The organism is Streptomyces sp. MNU89 (genome assembly GCF_020982505.1).
Lineage (GTDB): Bacteria > Actinomycetota > Actinomycetes > Streptomycetales > Streptomycetaceae > Streptomyces > Streptomyces xinghaiensis.
Genome location: NZ_JAJKLL010000001.1, coordinates 103922 through 119621, shown reverse-complemented (window position 1 = coordinate 119621; position 15700 = coordinate 103922). Strand labels below are relative to the sequence as shown.

The following is a 15700-nucleotide window of genomic DNA, read 5'->3' as shown; positions in this document are numbered from 1 at the left end:
GATGCTCGATCACGCGCTGTTCTGGGTGCTGGCCGTACTCGCGGCCGCCGCCGGTGTCATGGTGTTCCGCTTCGACTCCATGGCCCGGGCCACCTACGCCCTGCTCACCTCGCTGTTGTGCGCGGGCGGTGTGGTGATGCTCCTCGGGCTGGACTACCTGGGCGTCGTCATCCTGCTGATGATGACCGTCGAGATGGCCCTCATGGCCGTCTTCATGGTGATGTACATGATGAACCCGGCCGGGCTGATGCCCATGTCGATGCTGCACAACACCAGGGGCGCGGCGGTCCTCTGCGGGACCGTCTTCGCCGCGCTCGCCGCGGGCATCCTGCTCGCCCCCTGGCCGGCCCGCCGCGGCCGGCCGCCCGCGGACCCCACCCACGACCTGGGCATGTCGCTGATGGGGCCGCACATGCTCACCATGATGACCTTGGGCATGGCCCTGTTCGCCACCATCGTCGGCACGGTCGTCCTGGCCACCCGCCGCGGCCGCTACGACCGTTTCGGGGACGATCTGAAGGCCCGCCGGCCCGACGACCCGGTGCCGGGAGGTGGCCGGCGGTGACCCTGGAGACGCTTCTGCTGCTCGCCGCCGCGCTGTTCAGCACCGGCCTGTTCGGCGCGCTCACCCAGCAGTCGGTCGTGATGCTGATGATGGGGCTCGAACTCATGCTGGGCGGGCTGATCGTGGCCGCCGCGGCCGTCTGGCACCACATCGCGCCCGCCGGCGCCGACGGCCAGGTGCTCATCGTACTGGCCGTCACCGTGATGGCCGTGGAGATGGCCGTCGGATTCGCGGTGGTCACCGCCCTCTTCCGCGCCCAGGAGATCGACATGACGGACATGGCCGCGGAGCTGAAGGAGTGAGCTGGCTGCTGTGGGCCCTCATCGCCCTGCCGCTGGGCTCCGGCACGGCCCTGGCCGTCCTGGGCCGCCGGGCCGACCGGGCGGCACCCGGGACGGCGGTCGCCGCGGCCGCCGCCACCCTGGGGCTGGCCTGCGCCGCCGCCACCACCCGGCCCGATGCCGCGGCGCCGCTGCTGGACGGGCTCCCGGTGCGGCTGGCGGCGGACGGACTGTCCGGCCCGGTGGCCGTGGCCACGGCCGCGGTCACCCTGGCCGTCCTCGTCTTCAGCAGCCGGGGCAACGGGCCCGGCGAGGCGCGGGCCCGCTTCTCCGGGCTGATGCTCCTCTTCTCCGGCGCCATGCTCACCACCGTCACGGCGCAGACCCTGCCCGTGCTGCTCATGGCCTGGGAGCTGATGGGGGCCACCTCCTGGGCCCTCATCGGCTACTGGTGGCGGGAACCGGCGCGGGTGCGGGCCGCCGGCACCGCGTTCCTCACCACCCGCGCCGCCGACCTCGGCCTCTACGTCGCGGCGGGCGCCGCGCTCGCCGGCGGCGGCGCCGGAGGGCTGGACCTGGACGAGCTGTCCGGAACCACCGGCCCCTGGCTGTCGGTCGTCACCGCGGGCGTCATCGTGGCGGCCCTCGGCAAATCGGCCCAACTGCCCTTCAGCTTCTGGCTCTCCCGGGCGATGGAGGGCCCGAGCCCGGTCTCCGCGCTGCTCCACTCGGCGACCATGGCCGCCGCCGGGGCCTATCTGCTCCTCAGGACCGAACCGCTGCTGACGGCCTCGGGCTGGGGCGGGCCGGTGACGGCCTGGGCCGGTGCCGCCACCGCCGTGCTCCTCGGCCTGGTCGCCGTGGCCCAGACCGACCTCAAACAGCTGCTGGCCGCCTCCACCTGCGCCCAGACCGGGTTCATGGTGCTCGCGGCCGGCACCGGCGGCATCACCGGCGGGACGCTCCAGTTCATCGGCCACGCCGCGGCCAAGAGCCTGGCCTTCCTGGTGGCGGGGGCCTGGCTGACCCTGCTGGGCACCAAGGCACTGCCCGGGCTGCGCGGAGCCGCGCGCCGCCACCGCGTGGCCGGAGCCACCTTCACCGTCGCCGCGCTGACCCTGGCGGGCTGGCCGCCACTGGTGCTCTGGGGAGCCAAGGACCTGCTCCTGGCCGCGGCCCTGAAGCACGGAGTGGCGCTGTACGCGGTAGGGCTCGCGGCCGCCGTGGTCGCCGCCGTCTACAGCGTCAAGGCCCTGTGGTTCGTCTGGCGCCCCGCGCCCGGCGCCGCAGGGGACGGCAGCGGCCCCCGTGACGGCGGTGCGGCCCGCGACGGCGGGGGAGCGCTGCCCGCCCCGGCGTCCTGGGCCCTGGGCGGGCTGGCTCTCGCCTGTGCCGCGCTCGCCGTTCTCGCGTTCGAGCCCGCACGGGGGACGTTCGCCCGGGCCCTCGGCGCCGCGGGCGAGCCGGCCCCGCACGGCTGGGAGGTGGCGCTGTCAACCGCCCTCGTCCTGGCGGCCTCGGCCGTCGTCCTGCGGCGGGCCGCCCGCCCGCTGCCGCTGCCGCCCGCCGTCACCGCCTGGTGGGGCGACTGGATGCGGCTGGAGGCACTGGCCCGGCTGCTCCTCGTCCGCCCCGTACTGCGGCTGGCCGGTGCGCTGGCCGCCTTCGACGACCGCGTCCTCTCCCGGGCCGTCCGCGCGGCCGGACACGGAGCCCTGCGCGCCGCCGGGGCCGTGGCCGTCCTCGACGCCCGGGGCCCGGACCGGGCCACCACCTCGGCGGCCCGCGCGACGCTGCGGCTCGCCCGCGCCACCGGGCGGCCGGACGGCCGCGCCGGGGGCGGGAGGAGTGGCTCGACGGCCTCGTCCGGGGGGTCACGTCCGGGGCCGCGGCCCTGGGGCGGCTGGCGCGCCGGCCGCAGACCGGTCAGCTGCACCAGTACCTCGCCCAGGCCGTCGCCGCCTTCACCGTCCTCGCTCTCGCCCTCGTCCTCGTCGCTGTGAGGTGACCGCCGTGCTCACGGTCCTCGTCCTGCTCCCCACCGCGGTGGCGGCGCTCCTGCTCTGCCTGCCCCGCCGCGCGCCGCGCGCCGTCTTCCTCGGCGGCTGGCTGGCGGCAGCGGCGGCGGAACTCGCCCTCACCGCCGTGATCTGGGCGGGATACCGGGCCGGCGGCGGGATGCAGTACGAGCAGCGGGTGCGCTGGATCCCGGACGCGGGGGTGAGCTACCACGTCGGCGCCGACGGGCTCTCCCTGCCGCTGATGGCCCTCACCTGCGTGCTGTTCCTCGCCTGCGCCGGCTACACCTGGGCGCGGCGCGGGACCCGCCGGGTGCGGGAGTTCGCCGCCCTCTTCCTCTTTCTGCAGACCACCTGCCTCGGGCTGTTCGCCGCCCTGGACCTGATCCTGTTCTTCCTCTTCTTCGACCTGTCGATCGTCGCGATGTACTTCGTCATCGCGGGCTGGGGTCACCGGGGCGCCGCCCGCGCGGCCCTCACGTTCTTCCTCTACACCTTCCTCGGCTCCCTGGCCCTCCTCCTGGGCTTCATCGGCCTCTTTCTGGCAGCCGACCCGCACACCTTCGACATCGTCGAGCTGACCCGGGAGAACCCGCTCGCCGGACGGGCCGCGTACGGCGGCCTGGTGCTGCTCGCCATCGGTGTCGGACTGGCCGTCAAGACACCGACCGTGCCCTTCCACACCTGGCTTCCGCCCGCCCACACCGAGGCCCCCGCCGTGGGCTCGGCGATCCTGGCCGGTGTCCTGCTGAAGATGGGCACCTACGGTTTCCTGCGCATCGCCATGCCCGTCCTCCCCGGCGCCTGGCGCGAGTACGCCCAGGTCTTCGTGGTCGTGGGCCTGGTGTCGGTGCTGTACGGGGCGCTGGTCGCGCTGGCCCAGACCGACTTCAAGCGGATGATCGCCTACACCTCCGTGAACCACATGGGCTATATCGTCCTGGCGTTCGGCGCGGCCGCGGCCACGGGCGCCGGAGCGGAGGAGGCCCGCCGGCTCGCCGTCACCGGGGCCGTCTTCCAGATGGTCAGCCACGGACTGCTGACCGGCGCGCTGTTCCTGCTCGCCGGAGTCCTGTACGACCGGTGCCGTACGTATGAGATGGCGGCCTACTCCGGACTCGCCGGCCGCGCCCCGGTCTTCGCCGCGCTGACCGGGGTGGCCGCCTTCGCCTCCCTCGGGCTGCCGGGGTTCTCCGGCTTCATCGCCGAATTCCAGATCTTCACCGGCAGTCTCGGTCCCCGGCCGGTGGAGACCTCGCTCGCGGTGCTCGGCATCCTCCTCACCGCCGGCCTCTTCCTCCGCGCCCTGCAGCAGATGCTCCTCGGACCGCTCCGGCTGCCGGACGCGCCCGGTGCCGGACGGCCGTTCCCCGACCTCCGGGCACCCGAACGCGTCGCCGTCGTACCGCTGCTGGGCCTCGGCGTCCTCCTGGGCATCGCGCCCCGCTTCGTCCTGGACGTCATCGAACCCGCCTCGCGCGGCGTGATGGAGCTGCTGTCCCGATGACCCGGATGGAACAGAGCCTTGTCGAGCTGATCCCGGAGGCGCTGCTCGCGGCCGGGGCCGTCGCCGGACTGCTGCTGGGCGCCTGGCTGCCGCGCCGCCGGCAGTGGCTGGTGGGCGTCCTCGCCTGTGCGGTGTGCGGAGCGGGCGCCGTGGCGGCGGCGGTCCTCGCCACCGGTCCGCCCGCCACCGCCTTCAGCGGCTCCTTCGCCGCCGACCCCGTCACGGGCACCGCCCGGATCGTGATTCTCGGCTCCACGCTGCTGGTGTCGCTGCTGGGGCTCGGCCCCCTGCACGGGCACCCGCGGCAGTCCGAGTTCTTCGTCCTGCTGCAACTCGCCGCGCTGGGCGCCCTGATGCTCGCCGGGGCGCAGGACCTGCTGCTGCTCGCCGCCGCCTACCTGCTGGCGAGCGTCCCCTCCTACGTCCTCGCGGGTTTCCGGAAGGACGCGCCCGGCACCGAGGCCGCCCTGAAGTACTACGTGGTCGGCGCGCTGCTCGGGGTGCTGATGCTGGCCGGGATCACCGTGCTGTACGCGGCTGGGCGCGGCTCCGCCTACCCCCTGCTGCGGACGGAGCTGCCGGAGGCGTCCGCGGGGCTGACGGCCGCCGGAACGGTCCTGCTGCTGGCCGGGATGCTGTTCAAGGCCGCGGGGGTACCCGGCCACTACTGGCTGCCGGACGCGGTGCAGGGGAGCGCCGCGCCGGTCGCCGCCTTCCTCACCACCGTGCCCAAGATCGGGGCGCTGGCGGCGCTGTACCGGCTGGCGGCCGTGCCGTTCTCCGGTACGTCGGCCGGATGGCCCGAGCTGGTCGCCGTGCTGTCCGCCGCCTCGATGACCCTCGGCAACCTGGCCGCGTTCTTCCAGCGGGACGTGCGGCGGCTGCTCGCCTACTCGGCGATCAGCCAGGTCGGCTATCTGCTGATGCCGGTCGCCGTGGCGGGCCGCGACTCCCTCGCCCAGCCGGCGCTGCTCTTCTATCTCGCCGCCTACGCGCTGACGAACCTCGGCGCCTTCGCCGTCGTCTGCGCCCTCCCCCGGATCCGTACGCTCGACGGCTACCGCGGCCTGGCCCGGCACCGGCCGGCGCTCGCCGTCTCCCTCACGGTCTGCCTGCTGGGCCTGGTGGGTACCCCGCCCACCGCGGTCTTCCTGGGCAAGCTGGAGGTCTTCGGCGCGGCGCTGGACGGCGGCCTCGGCTGGCTGATGGTCCTGGCCGCCGTCAACACCCTCGCCTCGCTCTTCTACTACCTGCGGTGGATCGCCCCCGCGTTCGCCATCGGTCCGTCCTCCGGGAACGGGAACGGGAACGATGCCGGTGCCGCGAAGGGGGCGCCGGACGGGGCCGGTGACCGGGGCGGCCCGTTCGCCCCCGATGAGCGGACGGCTCCGGCCGCGGCGATCGCCGTCGCGGCGGCGGCCCTCTCCCTCCTCCTCGGCCCGGCCGCCGGCCCGGTCCTCGCCGTCCTGGACGGACCGCTCGCCGGATGAAACGGCCCCGTCCGCCCGGCCGGGCCTTCCGGGCCCGCCCTTCCGGAAGCGCCCGGGGCGGTGACGAGCGGCCGAAAAGGGTGTGTTGACGCCGGAACGGCGGCGTTCCTACGGTCCTACGGGCGCGGGCGGCCGCCCCACGCCGGAGCCGGAAAGGGGACCCGAGTGACCACGACCGACACCGGACCGATCAGCTATCCCTTCAACGAGGCCACCGGGCTCGGCCTCGCCGACGCCTACGAGCGCGTCCGCCGGACTCCCGGCCTGGTCCGCGTACAGCTGCCGTACGGCGAGCCCGCCTGGCTCGTCACCCGTTACGCCGACGCCCGGCTGGTCCTGGGCGACCGCCGGTTCAGCCGGGCCGAGGCCACCCGCCGCGACGAACCCCGGCAGTCCCCGGTGTCCATGGCCAACGGCATGCTCGCCATGGACCCGCCCGGCCACACCCGGCTGCGCGCCCTGGTGGCCAAGGCGTTCACCACGCACCGGGTGGAGCGGCTGCGGCCGGACGTCCGGGCCCTCGCCGAAGACCTGCTCGGCGCGCTGGAGGAGAGCGGCCCGCCGGCCGACCTCGTCGAGGGGTACGCCCTGCCGATCCCCGTCGCCGTCATCTGCCGCCTCCTCGGCGTCCCCGAGGAGGACCGCCCGCGGTTCCGCGAGTGGAGCGACGCGGCGCTGTCCACCAGTTCCCTGACGGCGGAGGAGTTCCTGGCCAAGCGCGAGGAACTGCGGGGCTACATGGCCGGGTTGATCGCCCGGCACCGCGAGGAGCCGCGGGACGACCTGATGAGCGCGCTCATCGCCGCCCGCGACGGCGACCTGGAGCGGCTCACCGAGGAGGAGCTCATCGACCTCTGCGTCGGCATCCTCGTCGCGGGCCACGAGACGACCGCCACCCAGATTCCCAACTTCGTCCTCACCCTGCTCGACCACCCCCGGCACCTGGAACGGCTGCGCGAGGAGCCGGAGCTGATCCCGGCCGCCGTCGAGGAGCTGCTGCGCTTCGTCCCGCTCGGGGCCGGGTCCGCCTTCCCCCGGTACGCCACGGAGGACATCGAGGTCGGCGGCACCCTGGTACGGGCGGGCGAGCCGGTGCTGGTCGCCGTCGGGGCGGCCAACCGCGACGCCCTGCGCTTCGGCGAGCCCGGGCGGCTCGACTTCGGCAGGTCGGCCAACCAGCACATCGGCTTCGGTCACGGCGCCCACCACTGCCTGGGCGCACCGCTCGCCCGTCTGGAACTCCAGGAGGCCCTCCGGGCGTTGATCCTCCGCTTCCCCGGACTGCACGCGGCCGGGGACGTCGAGTGGAAGACACAGATGATCGTGCGCGGACCGCGCACCCTGCCGATCGGGTGGTAAGCATGACCTGGCACATCGAAGTGGACCGGGAGCGGTGCATGGGCTCCGCCGTCTGCGCGGGCACCGCGCCCGACCTCTTCACCATGGACGCCGACCGGTCCCGCCCGGTGCGGCCGGACGTCGAGCCGGACGAGGAGGTCCTGGACGTGGCCGACTCGTGCCCGGTGATGGCGATCGAGGTCCTCGACGGCGGGAAGGTGATCGCCCCCCGCCCCTGAGCCGCCCGGGCGGGGCACCGCCCGCCCCGTTCAGGCCCCGGAGCCGCGATCCGGGGCGTCCGCGGGGATGTGCCGAGCCCGGCCGGGTTCGGGTCCGCGGTCGTCCGTCCCTCCTCAACAGCCCTGTGCCGGGAGGAAGTCCGGAACGGTACCGGAGACCGTCCGGTGCCGCGCGTCCCGAGGTCCCCGGAAGCCCGCCCGCCCTTCCCGCTCGAGGGCCGGGAAGGACGGGCGGAGAAGTACGGGGTGGCGGCCGCCGGGTCTCAGGAGCCCGCCCCGGGCAGCTCGGGGGCGTTGGCGAACAGGTCGAAGTACATGCCGAGCGAGACGAGCAGACCGACCGCGCCGAGCACGAGGCCGGCCAGCGCCACGGACTTCACCCAGGAGCGGGTCCCGGCGCGCTGGGCGTGCAGGGCCAGCAACAGGCCGCCGACGAGGATCGCCAGCAGCGCGAAGATGCCGTTGAGCAGGGCGGCGGTGTGCCACGGGACGCTGTAGTAGGCCTCGATCTGGTCGCCGCCACCACCGGAGCTGGCCTCGATCTGGCCGATCAGCTCCTTGCGGGCGTGCAGCATCTGGCCGACCGAGGTGCCGGTGAGGGAGCAGAGGCCGAACGCGGCGCTGACGACGGCGGCGGCGCCGGCCCCGAATCCGGTGCCGGAGGCGGTGCGGGCGGGGGCGGCGTCCGCCGGGACGTCCGGCCCGTCGTCCTCGGCGCCGGTGTCTGCGGCGGGGGCGGTGCCCTCCGCGGTGGTCACCGGCTCTTCGGGCCCGGCCGCCTCGTCCTTGCGGATCTCCTTCTCCGCGGAGGGTCGCGCGGACTGCCCGGGAACGGCGGTCTTCTCCTCCTCCTTGCCGGGGTCGCTGTCGGTACGGGGGGTGGTGGTGCTCTCATCCGTCATGGGGAGCCACCCTACGGGGCGCACCTAAGGGTCCGGTAAGACCCTTCCGGCCGTACGGAGTCGCGGCCCTTCCGAGCGGCCCGGGATCCGGCGGTACCGGCGCGGCGAACGCCTCCGCCTTCCGGCTGCCGCCGGCCGCGCCGGGTTGGCGGCGGCTGCGGCACCGGGAGGCCGGAGGCGCTTCCCGCTGTGGCTCACCCGGTGAGGAGGCGGCCCGGGTGTCCGCTCAGAACGGCATGCGCCACCGGGCGCGGCGTCCGGCGGACCCGCTCCGCGACACGGCACGGGAACTGCTGCGGAACGGCTTGCTGAACAGCTGGCCCAGCGGCCCGGGCGCCTTGCCCGTCACGCGGGTTCCGGCTCCGAGGGAGCGCTGGGTCCCGCGTTCCGGATGGCGGGAGAAACGCGGCAGCAGAAAGGCCAGTACGGCCAGAACCACACAGACGACGACAATGGCGACGGCCACGGCGGAAACCTCCTCGCTCTTCGGTTTTCCGCGCTTACCCGGCCCGGGACCCGGCACACCCGAAGCTCCGGCACCGCTCCCGAATGACCTGGTCACGGGCTCGCCCCGCCGCTCTCCGCCGGTGACGGGCGACGTGGTGCGCCGGCGGAACCGGTGCCGGCCGCCCCGGTGGAGCGCCCGGCGCGGGAGCGGGCGCGCCCGGTGGCGGCGTACCACTGGACGGCGAGCACGGCGGCGAGCGCCAGTTCGACGAGATCACCGCCGTAGTACATGAGCTGCGAGCCGGTGCGCAGATCCGCTGTGCCGAAGCCGGTGCCGGGCGGGGGAACGGCGTAGAGACTCTTGGCGAGGACGGCATGGGCCGCTCCGGCGAGCAGCAGCGTCGTACCGCGCCAGGCGAGGCCCCAGGGGTGCCGCAGCGGCTCCGGCGCACAGACGGCGAAGGAGAACAGCAGCCCGGCCGCCACCACGTGGAGATGCACCAGGCTGTGCGGAAGCGGCTCGTGGTGCGAGGCGGCGAACAGGCCCGTCCGGTACAGCACCCACAGCCCGCCCACGTCCAGCAGCGCCGCAAGAGGGGGAAACACGAGCCAGGCGGCCGGCCGGGACCGTACGGCCGCGAGCAGCCCGCGCCGCGCGGATCCCGGGGGGAGCGTGCGCAGGGCCAGGGTGACGGGGCGGGCGAGGACCAGCAGCAGCGGTGCGGCCATGCCGGCCAGGACGTGCTGCGCCATATGGGCGGTGAACGGACCGCCGGGCAGGGGGACCGCGGGTGCGGCCGCCAGGGCCAGCCCGCCGGAGGTGAAGGACAGATCCCGCCTCCACGGCCAGCGGTCACCGCGCCGGCGCAGCCGGGCGGCGGCCGCCAGGTAACCGGCGGCCGCCGCCCAGGCGGCGAGCGCCGTGAGCAGCTGCCCGGGCGAGAGGTCCGGCCCGCCGGCGGCGAGAGCCGTGTACCGGCCGGTCACCGGGCCGCCGGGGGCCGCCGGGACGCGCGGTCCGCGCGCACGGCCAGGACCGCGCCGGCGGCCAGCAGCACCACAGCGAAACCGTTCCACGCCAGGTCGTAGGGGAGGAGCTCGACGCCGTACCGGACTTGGTGGGTCCGGAGCACCTTGTGGTCCACGACGCCGTCGAAGAGCTGGAAGCCGCCCAGCCCGAGGAGCAGCCCGGCCCGCGCGTGGCCCGGCGAGAGGGCACCGCGCCGCCGGAGGTCGGAGAAGAGCACGAAACCGGCCACCAGTCCCAGGACTTCGGCGGTGTGCAGCAGTCCGTCGGCGAGCAGCCCGACGGCGGGGGTGGAGCGGTCGTAGAAGTGGTGCCAGGCCAGCAGCTGGTGGAAGACGATCTCGTCGGCGGCGGCCATGAGTGCCGCGCCGATCAGCGCGGCCACCCACAGCGACCGGCGGGAGAGCGGTGCGCCCGGCCCCACTGGCTCACGTTCGCGTGCACTCACGGCTTCTCCTCGGCGCTGCGGTGGGGAGGGGACATCCGGAACGCCTACCCGGGGCGGGGCGGACCGAGTCGGGAACGCGGCAGGCGGAGGACACGGCGAGCGGTGTGCGGGGCGAGAGGGGCGCGGCCCGGCGCTGAAGGCGGCGGAAAGGACCGCCGGGCCCGGCACCGAGCAGGCCCGGCACCGAGCAGGCCCGGCCGGCCCGCTGACCGTGCGGGACCGCCGGAGCGGTGCCGGGAGGGAGCCGGTGCGCATCCGGCCATACGTTCGTCCGGCAATCCCATGGCCGGTCCGTAGGGTCCTGGTTCTTACAACAGCTGGACGGTGCATCACCCGGGCAGGGGGTTTGGAGCGCGGTATTCCGCTACGGCCTTGTTCCGCCCGTCCCGCATGGCCAATTCTCTCTGCAGCCAGCCGTTTTCGTCGGACACCACCCGGGGTCCGGGACGGCGGGCGCGGGGCGAATCGTTCCCTTTTCCGCCGCCGGCGCCGTCCGGCGGACGGCGGGGACGGGCCGCCCCGGCGAAGGGAGGAAAGGCATGCGCAAGGCTTACGAGGCGCCGGTCCTGGTCGAACTGGGCGGGTTCCGGGAGAAGACGGGGATGCTGGGGCACAGCGGCAACGACCGTCTGATCCTCAGCAAGAACTGAGGCGCGCGGAGCCTGAGCCATGACGCCTCGATCCTCCGGGATCGCGGGCCCGGGCGAGGGCCACTTCACGGTCTTTCCGGACTGTGCGGAGGCCCTCGCCGCGGCCCGCTCCCTCATCACCCCCGGCTCCCGGGTGCTCTCCTACCCCTCCGGCCGGCCCTGGCTGGCCGGCCGGTGGCACGACCGGGAGATCACCGCCGTACGCGCCCGCCGGTCGGGCATCGCCGTCCTCGGCTGCTGCCCGGCCGAGGCGGCCGAACTCCAGCGCTGCGCCGAGCGGATGCGCGACCTGACCGAGGCCGGCGAACTGGCCCGCCGGCTCCCCGGCAGCTTCCACCTCGTGGCCGATCTCGACGGCCGGCTGCGGATCCAGGGCACCGCCTCCGGACTGCGCCGCGTCTTCCACGCCACCGTCGGCGGCACGGTCGTCGCCGCCGACCGCGCCGACATCCTCGCCGAAGCCGCCGGGACCGGGGTGGACGAGGAAGAACTCGCCGTCCGCCTGCTCTGGCCCGTCCCGCACCCGCTGGCGGAGACCTCCGTCTGGCGGGGCGTGACATCCGTACCGCCCGAGGACGCCCTCGTCGTCACCCCGAGCGGCCGCGGCAGCCGGACCACACGCTGGTGGACACCGCCCGAGGCGGACGACTCCCTGGAAACCGGCGCGGAGAACCTGCGCGCGGCCCTGGACGACGCCGTACGCGCCCGCACCCGCTCCGCCGCCACGGTGAGCTGCGACCTCTCCGGCGGTCTCGACTCGACCAGCGTCACCTTCCTCGCCGCGCGCACCCCCGCCCGCGTCATCGCGAGCACCTGGCCCGGCCGCGACCCGGCCGACAGCGACCTGCACTGGGCGCGGAAGGCCGCCGAGCACCTGCCGGACCTCGACCACGTCGTCTGGGACGCCGGCGCGTCCCCCCTCGTCTACACCGGTCTGCTCGACATCGACGACCCGATGGACGAGCCCACCATCGGGGTGATGGACCGCGCCCGGGCCCTGCACCACCTCCCCGGACTCGCGGACCGGGGCAGCGAACTGCACCTCACCGGCATCGGCGGCGACCACATCGCCTGGTGCTCCGAGGCGTACTACCACCGGCTGCTGCGCACCGGCCCGCTTCTGGCCCTCGGCAGGCTCCGAGGCTTCCGCGCCCTGTGGAACTGGCCACTGCGCGACACCGCCCGGACCCTGCTGGACTCCCGCCCCTACGGGGAGTGGCTCGCCGGCACCCGGCGCGAGCTGCACGCGCCCCCGGCGCCGACCGTCGGCGGCGCCCTGGGCTGGGGCACACCGCCCCGGCTCTTCGACTGGGTCACCCCGGACGCCGGCGAGGTGATCCGGCGGGCCCTCGGCCGGGCCGCGGAGAACGCCGTCCCCCTGGCGCCCGACCGCGGTATGCACGCCGACCTGCACCTCATCCGCGACTGCACCCGGGTTCTGCGGATCTGGGAGCGGATGGCCGCCCGCACCGGACTGCCCATGGCCTCGCCCTTCCTCGACGACCGGGTGATCGAGGCGGCCCTCGCCGTCCGGCCGGCGGACCGGGTCACCCCGTTCTCGTACAAACCCCTGCTCACCTCGGCCATGCGCGGCGTCGTGCCGGACGTCTGCCTGAGCCGCCGCAACAAGGCCACCGCCTCGATGGACGCCGCCAACGGGCTGCGGGAGCACCGGGCCGATCTCCACGCACTCTGGGAGAACTCCGAACTGGCCCGGCGCGGCCTGGTCGACGCCGGCCGGCTCCGGGCGCTGGCACGGCGGCCCGCCACCCCCGGCCTGCGCGAGGCGATGCTCTACTCGACCATCGCCTGCGAGGTCTGGCTGCGCACCCTCGCACCCGCCGCCGCCCCGCTTCCGGCCCCGCACCGGGTCCCCTCTGCCGGCGCCGTCCTGAGCGGCCGTCCTGAGCCGCCGCCGCCCACCCCGCACGCCCACCCGCACACCCACTCCGCACCCCGCGCACCGGCGCCGGGGCGGGAAAGGAACAGGAAGAGATGCCGTTGCAGTTCGCCGCCGATGTGTCCACCGCCGAGACCGACTACGGAACCGTCCTGCTGGACCAGCGCAGCGGCCGCTACTGGGAACTCAACCCCACTGGCACGCTGGTGGTGAAGGCCCTGCTGCGCGGCGCCGACGAGAAGGACGCCGTGGAGGCGCTCGTGGCCGAGTTCGAGATCGAACGTGAACAGGCCGCGCACGACGTGGCCGCCCTGGTCGAGACGCTGCGCGACTCGGGGCTGGTGACGGCGTGAGCACCCCCGCCGCACTGGACCGGCCCTCCGGCGTGCCCCTGGCCCACCGGCTGGCCGCACGCGCCGTCCTGCCGCCGGCGTACCTCCTCGCCCGGTTGCAGCCCCGCCGGATCCGCCGGCTGCTGGAAGCCGTCCGCCGCGGGGCCCGTCCGGCGTCCCCGGAGCGGACCCTGGCGGCGCGGAACGCGGTGTGCTCGGTCAGCCTGTTCTGCGCCGGCCCGCAGGGCTGCCTCCCCCGCTCGCTGGCGGCGGCGCTGCTGTGCCGGATCTGGGGAGTGTGGCCGACCTGGTGCACGGGGGTGCGCGTGGTCCCGCCGTTCACCGCCCACGCCTGGCTGGAGGCGGACGGCCGTCCCGTCGACGAGGGAGTGCCGGACGGCTATTTCACCCGGCTGCTGAGCGTCCCCCCGCGGCGGCGGACCGCCGGATGACGCTCCCCGCCGCGCCGTCGGACGTCCGCGGCGCACCGCCCGCGCCCGCCGCCGGACAGGACCCGCCCGGCCAGCCGCATGCGCCCGCCGGGGCCGGCGGGGAGCCCGCGGAGCCGGGCGCGGGACCGGCCCCGGAGAACCGCACGGTGCGGGCGGCCGTCCGCCGGATGTTCCAGCTCACCGCCGGGCACCGCCGGGGCCTCGCGCTGGCGGCCGTCCTCACGCTGGCCGCCTCCGCGCTGGGGCTCGTCCAGCCGCTGGTCGCCAAGGAGTTCGTGGACTCCGGCGGCCGGGGCGAGGTGCGCTGGCTGCTGCTGCCCGCCCTGGCCGCGCTCTTCGTCACCGAGGCCGTGACCGGGGCCGGCGGTCGCTTCCTGCTCGAACGCACTGGCGAGGGCGTGGTCCGCGGACTGCGGCACGGTCTGGTGGCCCGGCTGCTGCGGCTGCGGATGAAGACCTACGACGAGCATCGCGCCGGCGATCTGGTCTCCCGGGTCACCACCGACACCTGCCTCCTGCGCGAGGTCGTCGCCCAGGCTCTGGTGGACCTGGTGGTCGGCGTGCTCGCCGCCGCCGGCGCGGTGGCCCTGATGTGGTGGATCGACCCGCTGCTGCTGCTCCTGGTCACGCTCACCGTCGCGGCGGCCGCGGTGGTCGTCACCTCCCTGCTCTCCGGGATCCGGGCCGCCGCGGAACGGACGCAGGGCGCCCTCGGGGAACTGGCCGCCGACCTCGAACGCGCCCTGCGCGCCCTGCCGATGGTGCGGGTGCACCGGGCCGAGGAGCGCGAGGCCCGGCGGATCGGGGAGCGGGTCGACACCGCGTACGGGGCGGGCGTGCGCACGGCGAAACTCGCGTCCGTGATGAGCCCGGCGGTGGAACTCGCCGTCCAGGGCTCCTTCCTGCTCGTCCTCGTCATCGGCGGGATGCGGGTCGCGTCGGACGCCGACTCCCTCGGCGACCTGGTGGCGTTCCTGCTCTACGCCTCCTATCTGGTGATGCCGCTCTCCTCGGTCTTCCGGGCGGCCGGCCTCCTCCAGAAGGGCATGGGCGCCTTCCAGCGCATCGACCGGGCGCTCGCCCTGCCGGTGGAGGACGACCGGCCCCGCGCCCCGCCGCACGGGCCCCGCCCACGGCGGAACGGGGACCGGGGCGGAGGGCGTCGCGCCCGGCGGGACGCAGCGCCGTGCGGGGAGCGCGGCGGAGGGCTGCGCGCCCGGCGGCGCGACTCCGGCGCTCGTCCTCCGCGATGTCCACTTCGGCTACCACCCGGGCCGTCCGGTCCTGCGCGGCCTCTCCCTCACCGTGCCGCCCCGGGGGCGGGTCGCCCTCGTGGGGCGCTCCGGCGCGGGCAAGAGCACCGTCCTCGCGCTGATCGCCCGGTTCCGCGACCCCGACTCCGGAACCCTGCTGTTCGACGGACGGCCGGCCGGGGAGCTGGGGCGCCGGGAGTGCCGGAAGCGGCTCGCCGTCGTCGGCCAGGTACCGCACCTGGTCCACGGCACCCTCCTGGAGAACATCACCTACGCGGTGCCGGACGCCCCGCCGGAGGAGATCGACCGCGTCGTCGGACTGGCGAATCTGCGGGAGGTCGCCGACCGCCTGCCCGACGGTCTGCACAGCACCCTCGGCGACCACGGCGGCCGGCTCTCCGCGGGGGAGCAGCAGCGGGTGGCCATCGCCCGCGCCCTGCTCACCCGTCCCCGGCTGCTGCTGCTGGACGAGCCAACCGCGCATCTCGACCCCGTCAACGAGGCCGAACTCTCCGCCGCCCTGGACGGGGTGGCCCGGGAGTGCGCGCTGCTCGTCATCGCACACCGGCTGGCCACGGTCCGCACCGCCGATCGCGTCCTCCTCCTGGAGAACGGGGTGATCGCCGCGACCGGGCGCCACGAGGAACTGCTCACCCGCAGCGTGTCCTACCGCCGGCTCGCCCTCGCGGGCCGCGCGGAGCCCTCCGCCGTGCCGGAGCCCGCCCCTCTCCGGCCGGACGCGCCGGAAGCGGGCCGACCGGCGGGCGGGGGCGGGCCCGCGGCGCCGTGAGAAGCCGACGACGGCGAGCGGGTTCACCGGGTGTTCCCGCCGTCTCCCGGTGGCGCCACGG

15 protein-coding genes and 2 pseudogenes are annotated in these 15700 nt (G+C 75.3%); 13 read left to right on the top strand and 4 right to left on the bottom strand.

Translation table 11 applies throughout. The features are described from left to right. Position 1 precedes the first annotated feature (1 nt). The 7 genes and pseudogenes from E4N63_RS00515 to E4N63_RS00485 all read left to right on the top strand — a co-directional run bounded on the left by E4N63_RS00515 (position 2) and on the right by E4N63_RS00485 (position 7438). Complete coding sequence (locus tag E4N63_RS00515) at positions 2 to 565, top strand: NADH-quinone oxidoreductase subunit J (protein ID WP_125624697.1); 564 nt, start codon at positions 2 to 4, stop codon at positions 563 to 565. Then, positions 562 to 867 (top strand): NADH-quinone oxidoreductase subunit K, encoded by a 306-nt coding sequence (locus E4N63_RS00510; protein WP_019706390.1) that lies wholly within the window; start codon positions 562 to 564, stop codon positions 865 to 867. Before E4N63_RS00515 ends, E4N63_RS00510 begins: the two co-directional genes overlap by 4 nt. Further along, a pseudogene (locus E4N63_RS00505) lies at positions 864 to 2854 on the top strand (proton-conducting transporter membrane subunit). Before E4N63_RS00510 ends, E4N63_RS00505 begins: the two are co-directional and overlap by 4 nt. A 5-nt stretch (positions 2855 to 2859) precedes the next feature. Next, positions 2860 to 4371, top strand: a complete 1512-nt coding sequence (locus tag E4N63_RS00500) for a NuoM family protein (RefSeq protein WP_185831267.1) — start codon at positions 2860 to 2862, stop codon at positions 4369 to 4371. After that, positions 4368 to 5861 (top strand): NADH-quinone oxidoreductase subunit N, encoded by a 1494-nt coding sequence (locus E4N63_RS00495; protein ID WP_230239630.1) that lies wholly within the window; start codon positions 4368 to 4370, stop codon positions 5859 to 5861. Before E4N63_RS00500 ends, E4N63_RS00495 begins: the two co-directional genes overlap by 4 nt. A gap of 165 nt (positions 5862 to 6026) precedes the next feature. Next, positions 6027 to 7220: a cytochrome P450 gene (locus E4N63_RS00490; RefSeq protein ID WP_230239629.1), complete on the top strand. Its 1194-nt coding sequence runs from the start codon at positions 6027 to 6029 to the stop codon at positions 7218 to 7220. Positions 7221 to 7222: 2 nt separating this feature from the next. After that, entirely contained in the window at positions 7223 to 7438 is a 216-nt protein-coding gene (locus tag E4N63_RS00485) for a ferredoxin (protein WP_176743609.1), read from the top strand. 263 nt (positions 7439 to 7701) lie between these two features. On the opposite strand, the gene E4N63_RS00480 is transcribed toward E4N63_RS00485, so the two are convergent. The 4 genes from E4N63_RS00480 to E4N63_RS00465 form a co-directional block, all read right to left on the bottom strand. Next, positions 7702 to 8340, bottom strand: a complete 639-nt coding sequence (locus E4N63_RS00480) for a hypothetical protein (protein WP_185831266.1) — start codon at positions 8338 to 8340, stop codon at positions 7702 to 7704. A gap of 226 nt (positions 8341 to 8566) precedes the next feature. After that, positions 8567 to 8806 (bottom strand): DUF6411 family protein, encoded by a 240-nt coding sequence (locus E4N63_RS00475; protein ID WP_230239628.1) that lies wholly within the window; start codon positions 8804 to 8806, stop codon positions 8567 to 8569. Between the two features lie 92 nt (positions 8807 to 8898). Next, positions 8899 to 9774, bottom strand: coding sequence for a cytochrome c oxidase assembly protein (locus tag E4N63_RS00470; protein ID WP_230239627.1), 876 nt, complete (start codon positions 9772 to 9774; stop codon positions 8899 to 8901). Beyond that, the gene (locus tag E4N63_RS00465) at positions 9771 to 10262 is read right to left on the bottom strand and encodes a DUF2243 domain-containing protein (protein WP_228430407.1); all 492 of its coding nucleotides are present in this window, start codon (positions 10260 to 10262) and stop codon (positions 9771 to 9773) included. Before E4N63_RS00465 ends, E4N63_RS00470 begins: the two co-directional genes overlap by 4 nt. A gap of 539 nt (positions 10263 to 10801) precedes the next feature. On the opposite strand from E4N63_RS00465, the gene E4N63_RS00460 reads away from it, so the two are divergent. The 6 genes and pseudogenes from E4N63_RS00460 (at position 10802) to E4N63_RS30865 (ending at position 15639) form a co-directional block, all read left to right on the top strand. Then, positions 10802 to 10912: a keywimysin-related RiPP gene (locus tag E4N63_RS00460; protein ID WP_230239626.1), complete on the top strand. Its 111-nt coding sequence runs from the start codon at positions 10802 to 10804 to the stop codon at positions 10910 to 10912. Positions 10913 to 10931: 19 nt separating this feature from the next. Continuing rightward, complete coding sequence (locus E4N63_RS00455) at positions 10932 to 13025, top strand: lasso peptide isopeptide bond-forming cyclase (protein WP_308188620.1); 2094 nt, start codon at positions 10932 to 10934, stop codon at positions 13023 to 13025. Continuing rightward, positions 12908 to 13165, top strand: coding sequence for a lasso peptide biosynthesis PqqD family chaperone (locus E4N63_RS00450; protein WP_125626285.1), 258 nt, complete (start codon positions 12908 to 12910; stop codon positions 13163 to 13165). Before E4N63_RS00455 ends, E4N63_RS00450 begins: the two co-directional genes overlap by 118 nt. Continuing rightward, the gene (locus E4N63_RS00445) at positions 13162 to 13596 is read left to right on the top strand and encodes a lasso peptide biosynthesis B2 protein (RefSeq protein WP_125626286.1); all 435 of its coding nucleotides are present in this window, start codon (positions 13162 to 13164) and stop codon (positions 13594 to 13596) included. The genes E4N63_RS00450 and E4N63_RS00445 overlap by 4 nt, the downstream gene beginning before the upstream one ends. Continuing rightward, a pseudogene (locus tag E4N63_RS30870) lies at positions 13593 to 14543 on the top strand (ABC transporter ATP-binding protein); the annotation flags it as partial. The gene E4N63_RS00445 and the pseudogene E4N63_RS30870, both read left to right, overlap by 4 nt. Positions 14544 to 14928: 385 nt before the next feature. Further along, complete coding sequence (locus E4N63_RS30865) at positions 14929 to 15639, top strand: ATP-binding cassette domain-containing protein (RefSeq protein WP_308188619.1); 711 nt, start codon at positions 14929 to 14931, stop codon at positions 15637 to 15639. The last annotated feature ends 61 nt before the right edge of the window (positions 15640 to 15700 follow it).

Coding starts and splice junctions, on each gene's coding strand:
- E4N63_RS00515 (WP_125624697.1), top strand. CDS start 2: ATGCTCGATCACGCGCTGTTCTGGGTGCTGGCCGTACTCGCGGCCGCC.
- E4N63_RS00495 (WP_230239630.1), top strand. CDS start 4,368: ATGACCCGGATGGAACAGAGCCTTGTCGAGCTGATCCCGGAGGCGCTG.
- E4N63_RS00485 (WP_176743609.1), top strand. CDS start 7,223: ATGACCTGGCACATCGAAGTGGACCGGGAGCGGTGCATGGGCTCCGCC.
- E4N63_RS00480 (WP_185831266.1), bottom strand. CDS start 8,340: ATGACGGATGAGAGCACCACCACCCCCCGTACCGACAGCGACCCCGGC.
- E4N63_RS00460 (WP_230239626.1), top strand. CDS start 10,802: ATGCGCAAGGCTTACGAGGCGCCGGTCCTGGTCGAACTGGGCGGGTTC.
- E4N63_RS00455 (WP_308188620.1), top strand. CDS start 10,932: ATGACGCCTCGATCCTCCGGGATCGCGGGCCCGGGCGAGGGCCACTTC.
- E4N63_RS00450 (WP_125626285.1), top strand. CDS start 12,908: ATGCCGTTGCAGTTCGCCGCCGATGTGTCCACCGCCGAGACCGACTAC.